Annotated in this window: 20 protein-coding genes; 3 read left to right on the top strand and 17 right to left on the bottom strand. The window is 65.2% G+C overall.

Annotated features, from left to right (window positions below):
- Positions 1-74 precede the first annotated feature (74 nt).
- The 9 genes from AB8808_RS10470 to folD all read right to left on the bottom strand — a co-directional run bounded on the left by AB8808_RS10470 (position 75) and on the right by folD (position 8,272).
- A complete protein-coding gene (locus AB8808_RS10470) occupies positions 75-1,238 on the bottom strand; it encodes an NADH:flavin oxidoreductase/NADH oxidase (protein ID WP_369929134.1) in 1,164 nt (387 codons plus the stop codon).
- Between the two features lie 84 nt (positions 1,239-1,322).
- Positions 1,323-1,832, bottom strand: coding sequence for a helix-turn-helix transcriptional regulator (locus AB8808_RS10465; RefSeq protein ID WP_369929132.1), 510 nt, complete (start codon positions 1,830-1,832; stop codon positions 1,323-1,325).
- 14 nt (positions 1,833-1,846) lie between these two features.
- On the bottom strand, positions 1,847-2,110 hold the full coding sequence (locus AB8808_RS10460; protein WP_369929130.1) for a hypothetical protein: 264 nt from the start codon (positions 2,108-2,110) through the stop codon (positions 1,847-1,849).
- 461 nt (positions 2,111-2,571) lie between these two features.
- On the bottom strand, positions 2,572-2,883 hold the full coding sequence (locus AB8808_RS10455; protein ID WP_506193264.1) for a DUF4166 domain-containing protein: 312 nt from the start codon (positions 2,881-2,883) through the stop codon (positions 2,572-2,574).
- Between the two features lie 131 nt (positions 2,884-3,014).
- Positions 3,015-3,530 (bottom strand): hypothetical protein, encoded by a 516-nt coding sequence (locus AB8808_RS10450; RefSeq protein WP_369929126.1) that lies wholly within the window; start codon positions 3,528-3,530, stop codon positions 3,015-3,017.
- Positions 3,531-3,670: 140 nt separating this feature from the next.
- Positions 3,671-4,009, bottom strand: coding sequence for a helix-turn-helix domain-containing protein (locus tag AB8808_RS10445; protein WP_369929124.1), 339 nt, complete (start codon positions 4,007-4,009; stop codon positions 3,671-3,673).
- 168 nt (positions 4,010-4,177) lie between these two features.
- The gene (gene guaA, locus AB8808_RS10440) at positions 4,178-5,734 is read right to left on the bottom strand and encodes a glutamine-hydrolyzing GMP synthase (RefSeq protein WP_369929122.1); all 1,557 of its coding nucleotides are present in this window, start codon (positions 5,732-5,734) and stop codon (positions 4,178-4,180) included.
- A 119-nt stretch (positions 5,735-5,853) separates the two neighbouring features.
- Positions 5,854-7,308 (bottom strand): IMP dehydrogenase, encoded by a 1,455-nt coding sequence (guaB, locus tag AB8808_RS10435; protein ID WP_369929120.1) that lies wholly within the window; start codon positions 7,306-7,308, stop codon positions 5,854-5,856.
- Between the two features lie 97 nt (positions 7,309-7,405).
- Positions 7,406-8,272: a bifunctional methylenetetrahydrofolate dehydrogenase/methenyltetrahydrofolate cyclohydrolase FolD gene (gene folD / locus AB8808_RS10430; RefSeq protein ID WP_369929118.1), complete on the bottom strand. Its 867-nt coding sequence runs from the start codon at positions 8,270-8,272 to the stop codon at positions 7,406-7,408.
- 81 nt (positions 8,273-8,353) lie between these two features.
- Here folD and AB8808_RS10425 point away from each other — a divergent pair, with 81 nt between their 5' ends.
- Positions 8,354-8,947: a GNAT family N-acetyltransferase gene (locus tag AB8808_RS10425; RefSeq protein WP_369929116.1), complete on the top strand. Its 594-nt coding sequence runs from the start codon at positions 8,354-8,356 to the stop codon at positions 8,945-8,947.
- Here the strand turns inward: AB8808_RS10425 and moeB are convergent.
- The 8 genes from moeB to ndk form a co-directional block, all read right to left on the bottom strand.
- The gene (gene moeB, locus AB8808_RS10420; protein WP_369929114.1) at positions 8,908-10,077 is read right to left on the bottom strand and encodes a molybdopterin-synthase adenylyltransferase MoeB; all 1,170 of its coding nucleotides are present in this window, start codon (positions 10,075-10,077) and stop codon (positions 8,908-8,910) included. The two genes, AB8808_RS10425 and moeB, sit on opposite strands and share 40 nt — an antisense overlap.
- A gap of 26 nt (positions 10,078-10,103) precedes the next feature.
- A complete protein-coding gene (der, locus tag AB8808_RS10415; protein WP_369929113.1) occupies positions 10,104-11,501 on the bottom strand; it encodes a ribosome biogenesis GTPase Der in 1,398 nt (465 codons plus the stop codon).
- Between the two features lie 23 nt (positions 11,502-11,524).
- On the bottom strand, positions 11,525-12,724 hold the full coding sequence (bamB, locus tag AB8808_RS10410; RefSeq protein ID WP_369929111.1) for an outer membrane protein assembly factor BamB: 1,200 nt from the start codon (positions 12,722-12,724) through the stop codon (positions 11,525-11,527).
- On the bottom strand, positions 12,721-13,371 hold the full coding sequence (locus tag AB8808_RS10405) for a YfgM family protein (RefSeq protein ID WP_036141569.1): 651 nt from the start codon (positions 13,369-13,371) through the stop codon (positions 12,721-12,723). Before AB8808_RS10405 ends, bamB begins: the two co-directional genes overlap by 4 nt.
- 151 nt (positions 13,372-13,522) lie before the next feature.
- On the bottom strand, positions 13,523-14,494 hold the full coding sequence (locus AB8808_RS10400) for a helix-turn-helix domain-containing protein (RefSeq protein WP_369929109.1): 972 nt from the start codon (positions 14,492-14,494) through the stop codon (positions 13,523-13,525).
- Between the two features lie 89 nt (positions 14,495-14,583).
- Entirely contained in the window at positions 14,584-15,354 is a 771-nt protein-coding gene (pilW, locus tag AB8808_RS10395) for a type IV pilus biogenesis/stability protein PilW (RefSeq protein ID WP_369929107.1), read from the bottom strand.
- A complete protein-coding gene (rlmN, locus tag AB8808_RS10390; RefSeq protein WP_369929106.1) occupies positions 15,344-16,468 on the bottom strand; it encodes a dual-specificity RNA methyltransferase RlmN in 1,125 nt (374 codons plus the stop codon). Before rlmN ends, pilW begins: the two co-directional genes overlap by 11 nt.
- A gap of 8 nt (positions 16,469-16,476) precedes the next feature.
- The gene (gene ndk / locus AB8808_RS10385; protein WP_036141578.1) at positions 16,477-16,902 is read right to left on the bottom strand and encodes a nucleoside-diphosphate kinase; all 426 of its coding nucleotides are present in this window, start codon (positions 16,900-16,902) and stop codon (positions 16,477-16,479) included.
- Positions 16,903-17,146: 244 nt separating this feature from the next.
- Here ndk and AB8808_RS10380 point away from each other — a divergent pair, with 244 nt between their 5' ends.
- Together AB8808_RS10380 and AB8808_RS10375 are read left to right on the top strand one after the other, a co-directional pair.
- Positions 17,147-17,821, top strand: coding sequence for a TetR/AcrR family transcriptional regulator (locus tag AB8808_RS10380; protein WP_369929104.1), 675 nt, complete (start codon positions 17,147-17,149; stop codon positions 17,819-17,821).
- Between the two features lie 37 nt (positions 17,822-17,858).
- Positions 17,859-20,228, top strand: a complete 2,370-nt coding sequence (locus tag AB8808_RS10375) for a 3-hydroxyacyl-CoA dehydrogenase/enoyl-CoA hydratase family protein (protein ID WP_369929102.1) — start codon at positions 17,859-17,861, stop codon at positions 20,226-20,228.
- Positions 20,229-20,261: the final 33 nt, after the last annotated feature.

Below are 20,261 nucleotides of genomic sequence, written 5' to 3'. Positions count from 1 at the left end.
CACGCCCTGGGGAAAAATGCCGCAGGTCCAGAAGAGCGCCTGCGGCATCCGCCGTGCCTTACGAACCAGGCATGCTACCGGTAGCTGCCGTCCTCGTCGCGAATCCACGCCGCCTGCGGCCCGATGCCTTCGGACGAACCGAACAGGTTGCGGAGTCGCGACGGTTGCGAACGCAGGTACTGCTTCGGCGGACGGACGGTAGCGCCCAACTCCGCGGCGGCGTGCCAGGGCCAGCGCGGGTCGTAGAGGATCGTGCGGGCCAGCGCGATCATGTCCGCGTCGCCGGTGGCGACGATGGCCTCGGCTTGCTCGGGGCTGGTGATCAGGCCCACCGCCACCACCGGGATGCCAACCGCCTGCTTGATGCCGCGGGCGAACGGTACCTGGTAGTTCGGTCCTGCCGGGATGGTTTGGCGCTCATCGAGGCCACCGGTCGACACGTGGATGGCATCGCAACCCCGGGCCTCGAGCGCCCTGGCAAAGGCGATCGTCTGCTCAAGGTCCCAGCCGCCCTCTACCCAATCGGTGGCCGATACCCGCATCGTCACCGGCCGATCGGCAGGAAACACCGCACGCACGGCGTCGAAAACCTCCAGAGGGAAGCGCATGCGATTTTCCAGCGACCCGCCGTACTCGTCGGTGCGCTGGTTGGACAAGGGCGACAGGAACTGGTGCAAGAGGTAACCGTGCGCGCCATGGAGCTGCACGAAGGCGAGGCCAAGCCTGGCAGCACGCTGGGCCGCGGCGGCGAAGGCGTCACGGACACGGGCCAGACCGGCCTTGTCGAGCGCCACGGGCGCCTGATCGCCTGCATGGAAAGGCACGGCGGATGCGCCAACCGTCTGCCAGCCATGCTCGTGATCGGCGGCTAGCTGGTGACCGCCAGCCCACGGCGTCTCCGTGGAGGCCTTGCGTCCGGCGTGGCCCAGCTGGATACCGATCGGCATGTCCGACCAGTGTCGGATGCTTTCCAGCACGCCGCCCATGGCTTCTTCCGTAGCGTCGTCGTAGAGGCCCACATCGCCCCAGGTGATGCGGCCTTCCGGTTCCACCGCGGTCGCCTCGATCGTGAGCAGCCCCGCGCCGGACAGGGCCAGCTGGCCGAGGTGGATACGGTGCCAGTCGTTCATGCGGCCATCGTTGTCGGCCGAGTACTGGCACATGGGTGCGATGACGATGCGGTTGGCCAGTTCGAGGTTGCGCACGCGTAAAGGCTTGAAGAGCGCCGGTTGGGCCATGGAAGATACTCCGGGGAAGGCGGGAAGAATTCCGAGATGGTGACGGATTCCCTACACGCAAGCCGGACTTATCCCGCAGCTTTATCAGCCCGGCGCAGTATCGGTGAACGCCAGCCGAGCGTGCTCCTTGGCGATGTTGACCTGCATCGCCGCCAGCGCCGTCTCCATGACCGTCGGATCGACGGTATATCCCTTGCGCTCGGCCAGCCATGCGAGCACGTCGGACAGATGCCATAACGCGCTCGACCCGTCGTGTAACGGTGTCGGAAAGCGACCGGCATGCGTGAGCATCAGTTTGCGCATGTTCTGCCGGGAGACACCGGCTACTTCCGCGATATCGGTCAGACCGACGACATCGGGCGAGGCCTCGATCAATACCGCTGCGGGCACCACCCGGCGCACATCGTCGAGTGCCGACCGCATGGCGTCGACCGCCGAGTCGGCTTCCCGGCTGAATGTCAGGGCCAGGCGCCCCGGCAGGCCGATGCCGAGGGTGGCATCGTCGCAGCCCGCTTCGCCCAGCCGCTCGACAAGCGCATCCATGTCGGTTTCATCGGTGGGCAGGCTGTACTTGAGGGTGAATACGTATTCCATGGAACCTCCTTGGTTCAACGGCTTCGACCGCCCGGCTTGCGAATCGCATTGCAGTGATCCACCACGCGGCGTAGCGCCCGTGCGTGGCTTGCCGGATTTTTGGGCGTGCTCCAGATGCTGGTGATGCAGAACTCGCCACACCGGCAGTCCCGATCGTTGTAGCGGCAATACAACTTTCCCCAGGCATGGCTGCCGCCGGTGCTGACCCGCCAGCCGGAACGCTCCGCGTGGCGTAGTGCGTCTTCTATGTCTTTCTTCGGATGGCTTCGTCGGGACATCCTGGACTCCAATTTTCGTCTTAAAACCAATGGTTGTCAATAGACAACCAGGCATCCATCTACGTGCGCAGGTGGTGTTTTAAGAGTTAACAGAAGGCCAAAGAGAAAGCGGCGGCAGGTCTGGTAAGCAGGCAACGCGACAAAAGCAGGCGTCGCCCTCGCGCCTGCGCATAGGCCCGATGAACAGGACATTGGATCGTCATCGGCAGGCGCGCTCCGACGTGCCCCGATGGCGGCAAGACGGGCCACCGTCCCTGACTCGCCAGGACTTTGATGCATCCGACGCAACGCGAGCGCAAGCCGTGGATCGCATAGTGGCAGCAGGAGCCGGCGATCAAGCGGCCAAAGCGGTGTGGCTGACCGCGACCGATCCGGACAGTCCAGCACCTATGCCTGCGGGCGACGATGCGGTGGCGTTGGCGGTGGACGTCTGAACCCGCACCTTTCCCAGGCAGTTCGCCTCACGTTTCCGGCTCGAGTACACCGCGATAGGCGACAACGAGGTCGACAAACGGCAGCACGATCTCCATTCGGAAGCGAAAGCGCCCCGCTTCCTCGGATTCGACCATGCGGTATGCGGGCATGGAAACGCCGAACAGCGAATGGGCGCGGCACGAAGTCCGGCTGCCGAATGTCCGCGTCCAGCGCTCAGTACCTCGAGCCGCGCCCTCCTCCGGTGCAAAAGCAACCGACACCGAAATATCCACGGTCGCTTGAGGAAAGCCGACCAAGGCAAGTACAAGGCGCGCACAGAGACCTGCGCCGTGGGTCACTTCGGCGTGTCCCGACTGTCCACATCGCACAATAAAATGCTTGTCTCGCTATGACAAGTTATAGGATCGTCAGTGGCAAAGTATCCGCAAGTTTGGCGACCAAAACATTTTGTCGAAAGCGAATCGATTGCTTAAAATAACTGATTAAGCAAAGACGGCTCCGAAGACTTGAGCCGCTCGAGCATATTGTTGACATAAAACATATCAGGAGAAGCGTTAACCGACAACACAACTACAACGTAATCAGGCTGCGCTTTATTCAACATGAAAGTGACGAGCCCGACGCCATGGATGCTGCACAACGACTTCAGACGATTCATATCGTCACTACTTGTCGAGTTCGGGACGACTATGTAGGTTCGGTGCGAGAACAGCCGATAGGCAACGGCTTGTCCAAAGGCCACGACAGGTTGACTTGGCACAGCCTTGATCTCAGCCGTAACGATCTGCGGCTCGAACTTGAAAATATCTTGTGCCCTAGCTTTTAAGACACCGATGACGTCCGGCGTCCCCCACTTTCCACCGAGGCTACTGCCACCAAGCGATTTGGCGACTGTCGCCTCGTCATTCTCTTGAAGCCATTCTGCGAAGCTATCGTAGAAATCTTGCTCCGTAAGAGTTCCCAATGACGGATCAGAGGCCGGCACCTGGGCTGTCTCAATCGCAGCCTGCTTTAGATTTGCAGCTGGGGAGGGGCACTTCACTCGGCGGCATGCGACCCAAGTGCACGATGATCGATGAGAGCGGCTGGCTCGGACTTGTTGGCGGACAGGTCCAGCGAGAGCCATCACAAGGCTCCCGAGGTACCGCCGGCCTTGCTGCGCACACGCTTGGGCACGTACTCATCCATCAAGGTCAGGCCGATCTCGTCGTTCGACGTGTCCAGCAAGTTTTCCAACGCCTGTATTTCGCCGAAGACGTGGAGCGCGCGGGCAAAGAAGGAAATAGGCAAGCGCACGTCGCCCTTTTCCATGCGACGAACCGTGGAGAGGGACGCGCCAATACGCTCGGCCAGCGAAGCCTGGGAGATACGGCGCCGCCGACGCGCCAGTGCAACATCCTGGCCCAGTTTTCGAATGGCTCGCTCAACCGGCATCGGGATTGGGATTGGGATTGGCGTATCCACTGTTAGCACTCCTTCAGGAGCTCACTGGCATGGAGATCTCTATAAGGCTTATTGTCACACACCCACTCATAACTCAATAAGGGCTCCCATAGGGACACCTAAGACAGATAAGTATTCCTATTGGACTATTTACACGGAAAGCAACGCTATCTCAATCAAACGACTGCATCACTCCCACTCAATCGTAGCCGGCGGCTTCCCCGATATGTCATAAACCACACGAGAAATACCACGCAACTCATTGATAATCCTCGTTGAGCACTTATCGAGGAAATCATAGGGAAGATGCGCCCAATGCGCCGTCATAAAGTCGATCGTCTCGACCGCCCGCAGCGCGATCACCCACTCATAGGCACGGCCGTCACCCACCACGCCAACCGAACGCACCGGCAGGAACACCGCGAACGCCTGGCTCACACGATCGTAAAGCCCATGGCTGCGCAACTCCTCGATGAAGATCGCATCCGCCCGCTGCAGCAGGTCGACGTATTCCGCCTTCACCTCGCCGAGCACGCGCACCCCCAGGCCCGGGCCCGGGAACGGGTGGCGATAGACCATGTCACGCGGCAGGCCCAGTTCGACGCCGATGCGGCGCACCTCGTCCTTGAACAGCTCGCGCAGCGGCTCGACCAGCTTGAGCTTCATGTGCTCCGGTAGGCCGCCGACGTTGTGGTGGCTCTTGATGACGTGGGCCTTGCCCGTCTTGCTGCCGGCCGACTCGATGACATCCGGGTAGATCGTACCCTGGGCCAGCCACTTCACGCCGTCGAGCTTCGCCGATTCCTCGTCGAATATCTCGATGAACAGGCGGCCGATGACCTTGCGCTTGGCTTCCGGGTCTTCCACGCCGGCCAGGGCGTCGAAGTAGCGCTGCTTCGCATCCACGCGGATGACGTTGACGCCCATGTGCTCGGCCATGGTCGACATCACCTGGTCGCCTTCCTGGAAGCGCAGCAGGCCGGTATCGACGAACACGCAGGTCAGCTGGTCGCCGATCGCCTTTTCCAGCAGCGCGGCCACCACGGAGGAATCGACGCCACCGCTGAGGCCCAGCAGCACGCGGTCGCTGCCGACCTGCTCGCGCACACGGGACACGGCATCTTCGATGATGTGGGCGGCGTCCCACAGCGTGGCCGAACCGCAGAGGTCGACGACGAAGCGGCGCAGCAGCTCCATGCCGCGCTTGGTGTGGGTCACTTCCGGGTGGAACTGCACGCCATAGAAGCGACGGGCGTCGTCGGCCATGGCGGCCAGCGGCAGGCTAGGCGTGGATGCGACCACTTTGAAGCCTTCCGGCATCGCGGTCACGCGGTCGCCGTGGGACATCCATACGCCCAGCGATTCGCCGTCCTCCACCACCGTCTCGAACAGGCCGCACTGGCCGAAGGTGATCGTGGCGGGGCCGAACTCGCGGTGATGACCGGCCTCCACCTTGCCGCCGAGCTGCTCGGCCATGGTCTGCATGCCGTAGCAGATGCCCAGCACCGGCACGCCGAGGTCGAACACCTGCTGCGGCGCACGCGGGGAGTGGTCCTCGGTCACCGACTCCGGGCCGCCAGAGAGGATCACGCCCTTCGGGTTGAACCCGGCGATCTCATCGGGCGCGTGGTCCCAGCCCCAGACTTCGCAATAGACGCCGATCTCGCGGATACGGCGGGCGATCAGCTGCGTGTACTGCGAACCGAAATCGAGGATGAGGATCTTGTCGCTGTGGATATCGGTCATCGGTGACTGCCTGCCGTAGGGAATGGGGAACGCCCCGCGCCGTGCGCGTTGGGCTGAAAAAGCAGAACACCCGCTTGCGGCGGGCGTCCTGGGTCACCGGGGCTGCACGCGCGGGCGCGTCAGTCCCGGCGGTAGTTCGGTGCTTCCTTCGTGATCTGGATATCGTGCGGATGCGCTTCAAGCACGCCCGCGCCGGTGACCTTCACGAACTGGGCCTTCTCATGGATCTCTTCGATCGACGCCGCGCCCATGTAGCCCATGGAGGCGCGCAGGCCGCCCATCATCTGGTGGATGATGTTGCGCAGCGGGCCACGGTACGGCACGCGGCCTTCGATGCCTTCCGGCACCAGCTTGTCGGCGTCCGCCTCGTCCTGGAAGTAACGATCCTTCGAGCCCAGCTGCATCGCGCCGATGGAGCCCATGCCGCGGTAGCTCTTGTACGAGCGGCCCTGGAACAGCTCGACCTCGCCCGGGGCTTCCTCGGTACCGGCGAACATGGAACCGAGCATCACCGAGGACGCACCGGCCGCCAGCGCCTTGGGAATGTCCCCGGAATAGCGGATGCCGCCGTCGGCGATGAGCGGGATCTCGCCCTTCAGCGCCGTGGCGACCATGTCGATCGAGGTGATCTGCGGCACGCCGATGCCGGTGACGATACGCGTGGTGCAGATGGAGCCCGGGCCCACGCCCACCTTGACCGCGTCGACGCCGGCGTCCAGCAGCGCGCGCGCCGCCTCGCCCGTGACGATGTTGCCGGCGATGACCTGCACCTGCGGGTAGCGCTTCTTGACCCAGCCGGCGCGGTCGATCACGGCCTGCGAATGGCCGTGCGCGGTGTCGACCACCACCACGTCCACGCCTGCCTCGACCAGCAGCTCGATGCGGCGTTCGGTGTCGCCGCCGACGCCCACCGCGGCACCCACCACCAGGCGCTCGTGCGAATCCTTGGCGGCGTGGGGGTTGTCACGTGCCTTCTGGATATCCTTGACGGTGATGAGGCCACGCAGCTGGAAGCCGTCGTTGACCACCAGCACCTTCTCGATGCGGTTGCGGTGCAGCAGCTCGAGCACTTCGTCGTGCGAGGCGCCTTCCTTCACCGTGACCAGGCGATCCTCGCGGGTCATGATGTTGCGCACCGGGTCGTCGTGCTTGCGCTCGAAACGCAGGTCGCGGCTGGTGACGATGCCGACCAGTTTCTCGCCATCCACCACCGGCACGCCGGAGATGTTGTGCGCCCGGGTGAGCGCCATGACCTCGCCGATGGAGGTGTCGGGGCGCACGGTGATCGGGCTGCGGATGACGCCGGCCTCGAACTTCTTGACCAGGCGCACTTCGGCGGCCTGCAGTTCGGCGGTCATGTTCTTGTGGATGATGCCGATGCCGCCGTTCTGGGCCATGGTGATGGCCAGGCGGGCTTCGGTCACGGTGTCCATGGCGGCGGACACGATGGGGATGTTCAGGCGCAGGCCGCGCGTGAACCGCGTTGAGGTGTCCACATCGCGCGGCATGACCGTGGAGTGGCCGGGAACAAGGAACACGTCATCGTAAGTGAGTGCCTCGGCAAGGATGCGCATAGCATTATTCCCGCGAGTAAATCGCGGCATTATACCCTGCAATGCAGCACTCGGGTAGGCGCGCGATGCGACCAGGCGTGCCCTGCACGCCGCCAGGTTAACTAGCCACCATGGCATCCAGTGCGTCGGCCGCCTCCAGCGTGTTTTCCATCAGCGTGGCCACCGTCATCGGGCCGACGCCACCCGGCACCGGCGTGATCCACGCGGCACGCTCCGCCGCGGGCGCGAACTCGACGTCGCCGACCAGACGGCCGTCTTCCAGCCGATTGATGCCCACGTCCACCACCACCGCGCCCGGCTTGATCCACTCCCCACGCACCAGCCCCGGCCTGCCGGCCGCGACCACGAGGATATCGGCCTGGCTGACGAACGAAGCTAGATTCTGGGTGAACTTATGGCAGCAAGTTACTGTACTTCCTGCAATAAGAAGCTCCAGCGCAAGCGGCCGGCCGACATGGTTGGAGACGCCGACGATCACCGCATGCTGGCCACGCACCGGCCGATCCGTGTGGCCGAGCAAGGTCATCACGCCCTTGGGCGTGCACGGGCGCAGTCCGAACCGGCGCAGGGCCAGCCGACCGACATTGACCGCCTGGAAACCGTCCACGTCCTTGCCCGGATCGATCCGGTCGACCAGCGCGTCCTCGTCGATATGGGCCGGCAGCGGTGACTGCACCAGGATGCCGTGCACGGCGGGATCGGCGTTGAGCCGGTCGATCAGTGCAAAAAGTTCGTCCTGCGAGGTGGTGGCAGCGAGATCGTAGCCGAACGACTGGAACCCCACCTGCTGGCAGGCCTTGCGCTTGTTGCGGACATACACCGCCGAGGCCGGGTCTTCACCCACCAGCACCACGGCCAGGCCGGGCGCACGGCGACCCTCGGCAACCCGCTTGGCCACGCGGCGACCGATGTGCTCGAGCAGTTCCTGGGCGATGCGCTTGCCGTCGAGAATACGTGCGGTCATGGGATGTCGCCCTGCGGAAACCGCGCATTATCCCCTGAACCCCGCGTGCGGAAAAGGGTTGGCTCTTGCATACTTTCCGCCATGCACGCCGCACCGATCCCCTACCCGCACGACCTGAGCGATGGCCACGTCGTCCTGCGCCCGCATCGCATGAGCGATGCCCATGCACTTGCCGAGGCCGTTCGCGAATCGGTGGCTACCGTCGGCCGCTGGCAGGACTGGTGCCATGCCGGGTACAGCGAGGCCGATGCCACGACATGGATCGATGTCTGCCATCGGCACTGGCTCACCGGCGAGGGCAACGAGTTCCTGGTCTTCGACGCCACCACCGATACGCTGCTCGGCGGCATGGGGGTCAACCACCTCAACCACCAGCACCGGTTTGCCAACCTCGGTTACTGGGTGCGGGAATCCGCCCAGGGCAACGGCATCGCCACCCGTGCCGGACGACTCGCCGCGCGCTTCGCGCTCGAGACGGTGCAGGTGTCACGACTGGAAATCGTGGCCGCCCACGACAACCTGCCCAGCCGACGGACGGCTGAACGCATCGGAGGCACTTTCGAAGGAATACTTCGAAAGCGATTGGTATTGAAAGAAATAGCGGTCGACGCAGCGATGTATTCTATCGTCGCCCATCAGCCGGCCGACGCACACATCCGCTCGATATCCACATAGCCATCGAACCGGGCTGCCGGCCCGCAGCCCGGACAGTGCGGATCGCGATGCAAAGCGAGCTCGCGAAAGCGCATGCCCAGCGCGTCATAGGTCAGCAGGCGTCCCACCAGCGGTTGGCCGATGCCCAGCACCAGCTTCATCGCCTCCGTGGCCTGCACCATGCCGACCAACCCGGGCAACACGCCCAGTACACCGGCCTCGCTGCAGTTGGGGGCGTCCGCCGCCGCCGGCGGCTCGGGAAACAGGCAGCGGTAGCACGGCGAATCCTCACGCCGTGGGTCGAACACACTGGCCTGGCCGGTAAACCGCTCGATGGCGGCGTAGACCAGGGGCACGCCGAGCCGCCGCGTGGCGGCAGCCAGCAGGTAGCGTGTGGGGAAGTTGTCGGCCCCGTCGATCACCACGTCGTGGCCGTCGATCAGGGCCTCGACGTTATCCGCGCGCAGCCGATCGACCACGACGCGCACATCGATCCGGGGATTCAACGCCAGCAGGGCCATACGGGCGGACTCGGCCTTGCTCACCCCGACACGGGCATCCGCGTGGACCACCTGGCGATGGAGGTTGGATCGCTCTACCCGGTCATCATCGACCAGGGTGAGGTGGCCGATACCGGCGGCGGCCAGGTAGAGCAACACCGGAGAGCCCAGGCCACCGGCACCGATCACCGCTACCCGGGCGGCGCCGAGCCGTGCCTGGCCCGCCTCGCCGATTTGGGGTAGCAGCACCTGACGCGCATAGCGCTCCACGGCATCCGCATCCGATCCCGGTGCGGTCACCGGCAGCCCCGCCGCCTTCCACGCGCCCATGCCACCGCCAACGGATGAAACCTGTCGGTAACCCATGCGTTGCAAGGCTTCGGCAGCCAGCAGCGACCGTTGGCCACTACCGCACAACAGCAGGATCTCACCCTCGCGATCGTGCGCCACCTGCTCGATACGCAGTTCGAGGAAACCGCGGGACAACCCCAACGCGCCTTCCGGCATACCGGAGGCGCGCTCGCTGTCGTCGCGTACGTCGACAAGGAGCGCCCCGGCGCGCTGCCGGGCATGGGCTTCGACGCAGGAAACCTCGGGCACGCGCTCACGGAGCGCCGCCAGCCACGCGTCCTTACCCAGATCTTCGGTCATGCGAGGCACCTCGACGAGGGCGACGCCTACTTCTCGCGTCGCTTCGCATTGCGGATCATCTCCCGACGGCGGCGCTGCTGGCCTTCCGTCAGGACGTTCTTCTTGCCAGCGTAGGGGTTTTCACCATCACGGAAGTCGATCCGGATGGGCGTACCTTCCAGGCGATAGCGCTTGCGGAAGAAGCCTTCCAGGTAACGACGATACGCCGGCGCGATGTGCTTGGTACGACTGCCATGGATCACGATGGTCGGCGGATTGAACCCGCCCGGATGCGCATAACGCAGCTTCGGCGCGTGACCGCGGACCAGCGGCGGCTGATACGCCTCGTAAGCCTGCTCCAGTGTTCGGGTCAGCTCGCTGGACGTAAGCACCTTGGTCGCGGCGTGATGGGCGCGAACCACGGCCTTCATCAACTCGCGCAGGCCGGAGCCGTGCAGCGCGGAAATGAACACGGTCTTGGCCCACTCGGCGAAGACCAACCGGCGCTCGAGCGCCTTCTGCGTCTGCTCGCGGGCGTAGCTGTCCATGCCGTCCCACTTGTTCACCGCGATGATCAGCGCCCTGCCTTCCTCGATGGCATGGCCGATCAGGGTAAGGTCCTGATCAGCCAGATTCTCGCGGGCGTCAATCAGGACGACCGTAACCTGCGACGCAGAAATAGACTGCAATGTCTTGATAACGCTGAATTTCTCCACCGCCTCCTCGACACGAGCACGGCGACGGACGCCAGCGGTGTCGATCAGGGTGAACTTCTTGCCGTCGCGCTCCAGCGGCACCCGGATCGGGTCGCGGGTGGTGCCGGCCACGTCGGAGACGATCAGGCGATCTTCCCCGAGCAGGCGATTGATCAGCGTGGACTTGCCGGCATTGGGACGGCCCACGATGGCGACGCGGATACCTTGGTCGTCCAGGCCGGGATCGTTGTCGCGCTCGTCCGGCAGGTAGCCGAGGGATTTTTCAACCAGTACGTCCACGCCGCGGTTGTGCGCCGCCGACATTGGCAGCGTTTCCGCGATGCCGAACGAGGCGAACTCACCCATGGCGACGGCTTCGTCCACGCCGTCGGTCTTGTTGACCACGACGATGACCGTCTTGCCGCTGCGACGAAGCTCGGAAAGGATGCCCGCATCGAGCGGGAGCACGCCGTCGCGCGCATCGACGACGAACACCAGCAGGTGCGCTTCGCCGATGGCGAGACGGACCTGCGTGGCGGTAAGGCCTTCAATGCCCTCGTCACTGCCGGACATACCGCCGGTATCGACAACCACGAAGGGCCGGGGACCGAGACGGCAGACACCGTAGTGTCTGTCACGGGTGACGCCGGGCATATCGGCGACGAGGGCGTCCCTGCTACGCGTCAGCGCATTGAAGAGGGTCGACTTACCGACATTGGGGCGGCCGACCAGAGCGACGACGGGCAACATGGGAGATACATCTATCCTGTGAATCAGTTCGTGGCGATGCGGTAGGCGCCGATGTGGCCCTCGACATCTTCGACGAACACGGTGTCACCCACCACGACGGGCTGGGCACGAATGGCTTTCTTGGACAGGCGCTCGCGGGCGACGATCTTGCCGTCGGCCGCGGCCATCCAGTGGATGTGGCCGTCGAGGTCGCCGACCACGACGTAGTTGCCCTGCACGGCGGGGCCGGTCAGCCAACGATACTTCAGGTCGGCCTGCTTCCAGATGTTGGCGCCGCTGCTCTTGTCGAAAGCGAACACCTGCGACTGGTCGTCCACACCGTAGACCGCGTTGTCCTTCACGTCCAGCGAGGTGAAGGTGGAGAACCCGTGGTTCCACAGCGGGCGACCGCTGGGGCCGTCGATGGCGGTGAGGTTGCCGTGGTAGGCGGCGCCGTAGATCGTGGAGCCGTCGAGCACCAGCGCGCCGTCGGCATCGTTGAGGCGATCGATCTCGGTACGGCCTTCTCCGCTGGCCAGGGTCTGCTCCCAGAGCTTCTCGCCGTTGTCCAGGCGGATCGCGACCAGCTTGCCGGCGTCGCTGCCGAGAAAGACCACACCGTTGGCGACCAGCAGGCGGCCGTTGCCGCGCAGGCTGAGCAGCGGTACCTGCGACTGGTCGTACACCCAGCGGCGCTCGCCATTGGCGGCATCGATACCGTAGACACGGCCATCGTTGCAGCGGACCACCACGATGTTTCCGGCGACGACCGGCGCGGCGATGACTTCCGAGGAGAGCTCCGCCGACCAGCGGCGGGCGCCATCCTTGGTGCTCATGCCATAGAGGTGGCCATCGAGCGTGCCGATGGCGAGCAGGTCGCCGGCGGCACCGGGACCGCCGGAGAAGCGGGCGTCCTCGCGCTTGGCGTCGCCCCAGCCGAACCAGCCGTGCTGGCGGGTGCTCTTGGACCAGAGGGTCTTGCCCGTGGCGGCATCGAACGCGGCGATCTTGCCGTCGGTGCTGGCGGCATAGACCACGTTGTCGACGACGGCCGGACGCATGCGCACGCCGGATTCGGCCGCACCGTCACCGATGCCCGACTTCCACAGGCGCTCGACCTTCAGGGTCGGCTCGAACTTCTTGTCGAGCGGGGTCGGCGGTTCGACGTTTTCCTTCTTGAACGAATGGCAGCCGGCCAGAACGACCAGCGACGAAGTCAACGCGATTGCCCAGAAACGTTTCATGCACCCTGCTTCCCGGCCACTGCCAGATCATCGAGCTTGGTTTGAACGACACCGCGTTGCGGTGCACTGTCGCCCATCGCGGCGATCGCCGCCTCATAGGCTTTGCGTGCGTCGTCGTGGCGTCCAAGCTTGACCAGCGCATCGCCGCGGAGTTCCTGCGCGATAGCCACGAAGGACTTGCCCTGCATCGCGTCGAGCGAGCTGATGGCGTCCTGCGGCTTGCCCTGGGCAAACTTGAGTTGCGCGACACGAAGCTGCGCGAGGGTTTTCAACGCGTCGTCCTTGGCGTGGGCCACGGCCCAGTCGAGGTCGCCGGATGCTTTGTCCAGCTGGCCGGCCATAACGTTGCGCTGCGCACGCTCGCCAGCCGCGAACACCGACCAGGCGGTGTCCGAGTAATCCTTCAGCAGGGTCTCGGTGCGCAGGTCGATCTCGTTGGCGCGATTCTGCGCCACGGCGGCCTGCAGCGCGGCGTATTCACCCGCAGCGGCCTGTTCGTGGCCGGCGCGATGCGATTTCCACTGCTGCCAGCCGAAGATCAGCACCAGGCCGAGCGCGATGCCGACGGCGATCGACACGCCGTTCCTGCGCAGCCATTGCTGGACGCGTTCACCTTGTTCGTAATCGTCGTATACGTCGAATGACATGCAATCACCCACTGCGCTCCGCGCAGCACATCCTGGAGGGAACAAGCCCGCACCTGCCATCGGGATGATGACGGGACGGATCAATAGGTAAGGATAACCGAAAAGCGCGGGCCGGCGGCGCCGCGCTGAGACAGCGTGGCCTCGGCGGCGATCAGTTCGCGATCGGCGTGGCTTTTCCGTCGCGGATATCCACGCGGAAACGCGCCACATTGGCCCGACGGAAGGCATCCAGCGAGACCGCCTGGCCGTCGACCGTGGCCTGGGCGCCGGTGGCGTTGCCGATGCGGACCTCGAGCGGGCTGTCGCTGCGGTAGGACTTCTGCGTGCCCGCGGGCAGGATGCCGTATTCCAGGCGCGAACCATCGGCGGCGGTGACTTCCACCCAGCTGGCGGACGGCAACGAGAGCGACAGGCTGTGCGCACCCTGCCCCTTGGCCGCGTCGTCGGCTACCGGCGCGGCAACGGACGTCGCCAGCGGTGCCTTCGCCGCGCTGCGGTCCAGCGGCGGGAACATCGCCATGGATGCGAGCAGGGGCTGCTGGTCTTCGACGCGCGATTCGGCGACCGGAGCGGCGGGACCGGCCGGCGTGGCGGAAGCGACGGCGCTGGATGCGCTCGGCGCCGGCGCGTCCTGCTGGGCGACGGGCGACGCGTCCAGGGGCGAGAGGCGCGGCATGTCACGGTCGAGCGTGCCGCGCACGCCCAGCCAGACCATCGGCACGACGATCACGGCCGTCAGCACCACATAGGTGGCGGCGGTGACGTAACGGTCGAGGAGGTAGCGCGAGTGCGAGATACCGCCCGTGACCACCAGTTCCGGCTGACGGGGCGCCAACGTGGCCAACTCGGCCTGGATGGCTTCCGGGTCCACGCCGAGGTGGTCGCCGTATTTGCTCAGGTAGCCGGCCAGGTAGACCTGGTAGTCGATGCCGCCGTACTCGCCGGCTTCCAGCTGCCTGAGAAGGCGCGACGGCAGACGCAGGGCCTGGCCGCAGGCCTCGATCGTGTAGCCGCGGGCCTCGCGGGCCGCCCGCAGGCGGGCGCCGAGCCCGGCGCTCCCGGCGGCGTGATCGATGAGGACACGACCGCTCTCATCGGCGTTCACGTCGAACTGGGGTTCCATGGCGTGCTCCGTAGGTGCATTCGGCGCGATGCCGGCGAACAGATCCTGTTCGCGGTCGTCCGGACCGGAATTATTCGAAGGTACGGATGTCATTGACGTGCGCTGGCTTCGAGGGTGTGCGCCTGTTCCGAATCCGGGAACTGCGAGCGCAGACGTTTGGCGTAGTCCTGGGCAACCTCCCCGTTGCCCAGACGGAGCTCGATGTCATGACCGAGCTTCAACGAATCCGGACTGGGCTTGCCCAGCGCTTCATAGCGCTGCAGGAAGGCCCGTGCCCGGAAAGCATCGTTCTTAAGGTACAACAGGTCGGCCAGCTGATACAGGGCATCGGCGTTATTGGGGTTACGCTGCAGCGCCTTGCGGAAGTAATCCTCCGCGACCGGATAATCCTTCGCCTGCATCTGGCACGTACCCGCGTTGGTCAACGCGAGGTCGGGCGTTTCGTAGAAGGGATCGGCCAGGGCGCGATCGAAGAACGGCCGGGCTTCCACGCCGCGCCCCTGCTTGCACAGGAAAACAGCCAGGTTGTTGTTGACCGAGCCCTTCTTCGGGTCGAACTCGATCGCCTTGCGGTAGTGCAACTCGGCATTGACCGGATCGTTGATCCGCTCGTAAAGCACCGCGATCACGGTGTGCGCCGGCACGTACTTGGGATCGAACTGGAGCGCCTTCTGCAGTTTTTCCATGGCTCCCTGGAGGTCGCCATCCTGCATGTAGCGCTGGCCCAGTTCCGTGTGGACTTCGGCACCCTTGGCGCGATCATCCGCGGCCGACGAGGGCTTCAGCCCGGATTCGCCGGCCACGCAGCCGGCGCAGGCCAGCGCCAGTGCCGCCAGCAAGCCCCAACGCTCAAGCCGCATTCACCACTCCCTCTTCCAGCTTCCGGCGGAACTCGGCCTGGCGACGGGTGCGGTCCACCACCTGGCCCTTCAGCTGACCGCAGGCGGCGTCGATGTCATCGCCACGGGTACGCCGCAGCATGGTGAGCACGCCGGCATTGAGCAGCTGGGTCTGGAAATTGCGGATGTCATCCGGGCTGGAACGCTCGAACCGCGTGCCCGGGAACGGGTTGAACGGGATCAGGTTGACCTTGTTGGCGCCCGGCAGTCGGCGCATGAACTTGATCAGCTGCTTCGCGTGCTCCGGCCGGTCGTTCACGCCCTTCATCAGGGTGTATTCGAAGGTGATGGAAGTTCGCGGGGCGCGGTTGATGTAGCGCTCGCAGGCGGCCATCAGCTCGGCCAGCGGGTAGCGCTTGTTCAGCGGCACCAGCTCGGTACGCAGCTCGTCGTTGGCCGCATGCAGCGACACGGCGAGCGATACGTCGCTCTCCGCCGACAGCTTGTCGATCATCGGCACGAGGCCGGCCGTGGACAACGTGACCCGCTTGCTCGCCAGGCCGAAGCCCAGGTCGTCGCGCATCAGGCTCATCGCCTTGACCACATTGTCGAAATTGAGCAACGGCTCACCCATGCCCATCATCACCACATTGGTGATGCGGCGCTGCTGGTGGGGCACGTTGCCCAGATGCTTGGCCGCGACCCATACCTGACCGATGATCTCGGCCGTGGACAGGTTGCGGGAAAACCCCTGGGTGGCCGTGGAACAGAACTGGCAGTTCAGGGCGCAGCCGACCTGCGACGACACGCACAGCGTGCCGCGGGTCGGCTCCGGGATGTAGACGGTCTCGATGGCGTTGCCGCCATCCATGCCCAGCAGCCACTTCTGCGTGCCGTCGACCGCGGTCTTCTCGAACGCGGTCTTGGGCGGGCCCACGTAGCAGCTGGCACTGAGCTTCTCGCGCAACGCCTTGCCGACATCGGTCATATTCTCGAAATCGCTTTCGAGACGATGGTAGATCCACTTCATGACCTGTTCGGCGCGATAGGGCTTCTCGCCGAGCTGGGCGAAGAAATCGCGCAGCCCCGTGCGATCGAAATCGAGCAGGTTGACCTTGTCGACGGGCGTGTTCACGGCGTGCCTCAGTGCGAAACGACGTCCGAGTCGTTGAAGAAGTACTTGATTTCGTTGGCGGCGTTCTCGAGCGAATCCGAGCCGTGGACGGCGTTGGCGTCGATCGAGTCGGCGAAGTCGGCGCGGATCGTGCCCGGCGCGGCGTCCTTCGGGTTGGTGGCACCCATCAGGTCGCGGTTCTTCAGAACCGCACCCTCGCCTTCCAGGGCCTGGATCATCACCGGGCCGGAGATCATGAAATCGACCAGGGCGCCGAAGAACGGACGCTCCTTGTGGACGGCGTAGAAGCCTTCGGCCTCTTCGCGGGTCAGCTGCTTCATCTTCGCGGCGACGATCTTGAGACCGGCCTTCTCGAAGCGAGCGAGGATTTCACCGATGACGTTCTTCTTGACGGCGTCGGGCTTGATGATCGAAAGGGTGCGCTCCAGCGCCATACGGATGCTCCGGGAAATGGAAAAAAGAAAGACAAGTATGCCGGGGCCCGCGGGGACGCCCGGTGAAAGTTTGAGGCCAAAGCCGTCAGGAATGACTGACTTAGCTCACGAAATCTTGACAGATTCTAGCTCAATCGCAAGCCGCTTGCAGCCATGTGCGGTCGCACATTGACCCTTTCGCGTGCCCGGGCGTATTCTCAAACGATCGTTTGATTCAAACCCTGCCGCCTGCGGAGTCCGCCGAATGACGAACGCCCCCTACGCTTCGCGCGAGCGCAGCACCAAGGAACGTATCCTGGGCGCCGCGGAGGCCCTGTTCGCCACCCACGGCTTTGCCGGCGCGTCGCTGAGGCAGGTAACCGCCGCGGCCCGGGTCAACCTCGCCGCGGTGAATTACCACTTCGGCTCGAAGGACAAGCTGATCGAGGAAGTGTTCCGTCGCCGCCTCGACGAGCTGAACAGCCGGCGCCTGGCCGCCCTGGGCAAGGTGGCCGGTGGCGAAGGTACCCGCCTCGAGGATGTCCTCGACGCCTACATCCGCCCCGCGCTGGACCTGTCCCGCAACGACGGCGGTGGCGCCGCCTTCGTCCGCGTGCTGGCCCGGGCGTATGCCGAGCATAACGAGACCCTGCGGCGGTTCCTGTCCGAGAATTACGGCCACGTGCTTCGCCAGTTCGCCGGCGAGTTCGCCCGGCTGCTGCCGGGCCTGCCCAAGGAAGACATCTACTGGCGGCTCGATATCGTCACCGGCGCCCTCACCTACGCCATGGCCGATTTCGGGATCATCCAGCGCAAGACCGACGTGGCCGAACGCGACCACCGCGAAAGCGCCGCCGAGCACCTGATCCGCTTTGCGGCGGCCGGCCTGCGCAGCCCGGCCGTCTCGCCCGCCCCATCGCCTGTCCCCGTCGCTCGCTGACCGCGGGACGCATCCTCACGCATCACCGGAGATCACCATGACCGCAACACCGTTACGCATTCGCAAGGCCGCGGTACTCGGCGCCGGCGTCATGGGCGCGCAGATTGCCGCGCACCTGACGAACGCCAACGTGGAAACCGTCCTGTTCGACCTGCCCGCCAAGGACGGTCCCAAGAGCGGCATCGCGCTGAAAGCCATCGCCAACCTGGCCAAGCTTTCGCCCGCGCCCCTGGCCGAAAAATCCCTGGGCGCCGCGATCATCCCGGCCAACTACGAGGACGACCTGGCCCAGCTGGCCGATGTCGACCTGGTCATCGAGGCCATCGCCGAGCGCATGGATTGGAAGCTCGACCTCTACCAGAAGATCGCGCCGCACGTGTCGAAGACCGCCGTGCTGGCCAGCAACACCTCGGGCCTGTCGATCAACGGCCTGGCCGAAGCGCTGCCGGAAGACATGCGTCACCGCTTCACCGGCGTGCATTTCTTCAATCCGCCTCGTTATATGCACCTGGTCGAGCTGATCCCGACACGTCTCACCGACGGTGCCGTGCTGGAAGGCCTCGAAGCCTTCCTCACCACCACCCTCGGCAAGGGCGTGGTCTACGCCAAGGACACCCCGAACTTCATCGGCAACCGCATCGGCGTGTTCTCGATGCTCTCCACCATGCACCACACCGAGCAGTTCGGCCTGGGCTTCGACACCGTCGATGCGCTGACCGGCCCGGCCATCGGCCGGCCGAAGAGCGCCACCTTCCGCACCGCGGACGTGGTCGGCCTGGACACCCTGGCCCACGTGGTCAAGACCATGGGCGACACCCTGCCGGACGACCCGTGGCACCGCTATTTCCAGCCGCCCGCCTGGCTGAAGGCCCTGATCGACAAGGGCGCGCTCGGCCAGAAGACCGGCGCCGGCTTCTACCGCAAGGCCGGCAAGGACATCGTGGTGCTCGACCTGCAGAAGCAGGACTACCGCCCGTCCGAGCCCAAGGCCTCGGATGAGGTCTCCGCCATCCTCGCCATCCGCGACCCGGCCGAGAAGTTCGCCAAGTTGCGCGCCTCGGCCGACCCGCAGGCGCAGTTCCTGTGGGCCGTCTTCCGCGATCTGTTCCATTACACCGCCTTCCATCTGGCCGACGTGGCCGAGACGGCCCGCGACGTCGACTTCGCCATCCGCTGGGGCTACGGCTGGAAGCTGGGGCCGTTCGAGCTCTGGCAGGCCGCCGGCTGGCAGCAGGTCGCGGGCTGGATCGCCGAGGACATCGCCGCCGGCAAGACCATGAGCAACGCCCCCCTGCCGGCCTGGGTCACCGACGGCCGCACCGGCGTGCACGGCAAGGCCGGCTCGTACTCGGCCAGCGCCAACGCCGAAAAGCCGCGTTCCACGCATCCGGTCTATGCCCGCCAGGCGTTCCCCGACCCCATCCTCGGCGAATCCTTCGACAAGGGCACCACGGTCTGGGAGAACGAAAGCGTGCGCCTGTGGCATGCGGGCGACGACATCGGCGTGATCTCGTTCAAGACCAAGATGCACACGGTGAACGACCACGTGCTCGACGGCATCCAGCACGCCATTGGCCTGGCCGAGCAGCAGTTCCGCGGCGTAGTGCTGTGGCAGCCGTCCGAGCCGTTCTCGGCCGGCGCGGACCTCAAGGGCGCGCTGGGTCTGCTGCAGGCCGGCAAGCTGGCCCAGTTCGAGGCCATGGTGGCGAACTTCCAGGCCACCAGCATGCGCATCAAGTACTCCCTGGTGCCGGTGGTCGCCGCCGTGCGCGGACTGGCGCTGGGTGGTGGCTGCGAGTTCCAGATGCATGCGGCGCGTACCGTGGCCGCGCTGGAAAGCTACATCGGCCTGGTCGAGGCCGGCGTCGGCCTGCTGCCGGCAGGTGGCGGCCTGAAGGAATTCGCCGTGCGTGCCGCGCAGGCCAACCCGGACGATCCGTTCGAGTTCCTCAAGAAGATCTTCGAGACCGTGGCGATGGCCAAGGTGTCGACCAGTGCGATCGAAGCAAAGGCCATGGGCCTGCTGCGCAAGGACGACATAGTGGTCTTCAACACGTATGAAGTGCTCCACGTGGCCAAGGCGCAGGCCCTGGCCATGGCGGAATCCGGCTACCGCCCGCCGATGCCCGGTCGCGCCATCCCGGTCGGTGGCGACGTGGCCACGGCCACCTTCAAGGCGTCGCTGGCCAACCTGGCCGAGGGCTATTTCGCCTCGCCGCACGACATCGATATCGCCAGCCGCATTGCCGACACGCTCGCGGGCGGCAAGATCGAGCGCGGCTCGCTGGTCGACGAAGCCTGGCTGCTGGCCCTGGAGCGTCGCCACTTCGTGGAACTGGCGCAGACCGAGAAGACCCTGGCCCGTATCGCGCACACGATGACGACGGGTAAGCCGCTGCGTAACTGACGCGCCACGCGCTCGCACGCATCCGACTTTCCC

Source organism: Xanthomonas sp. NCPPB 2632 (assembly GCF_041228075.2).
Taxonomy (GTDB): Bacteria; Pseudomonadota; Gammaproteobacteria; order Xanthomonadales; family Rhodanobacteraceae; genus Luteibacter.
The sequence above is the reverse complement of the archived record's forward strand: the minus strand, read 5'-3'. Positions and strand labels throughout refer to the sequence as shown.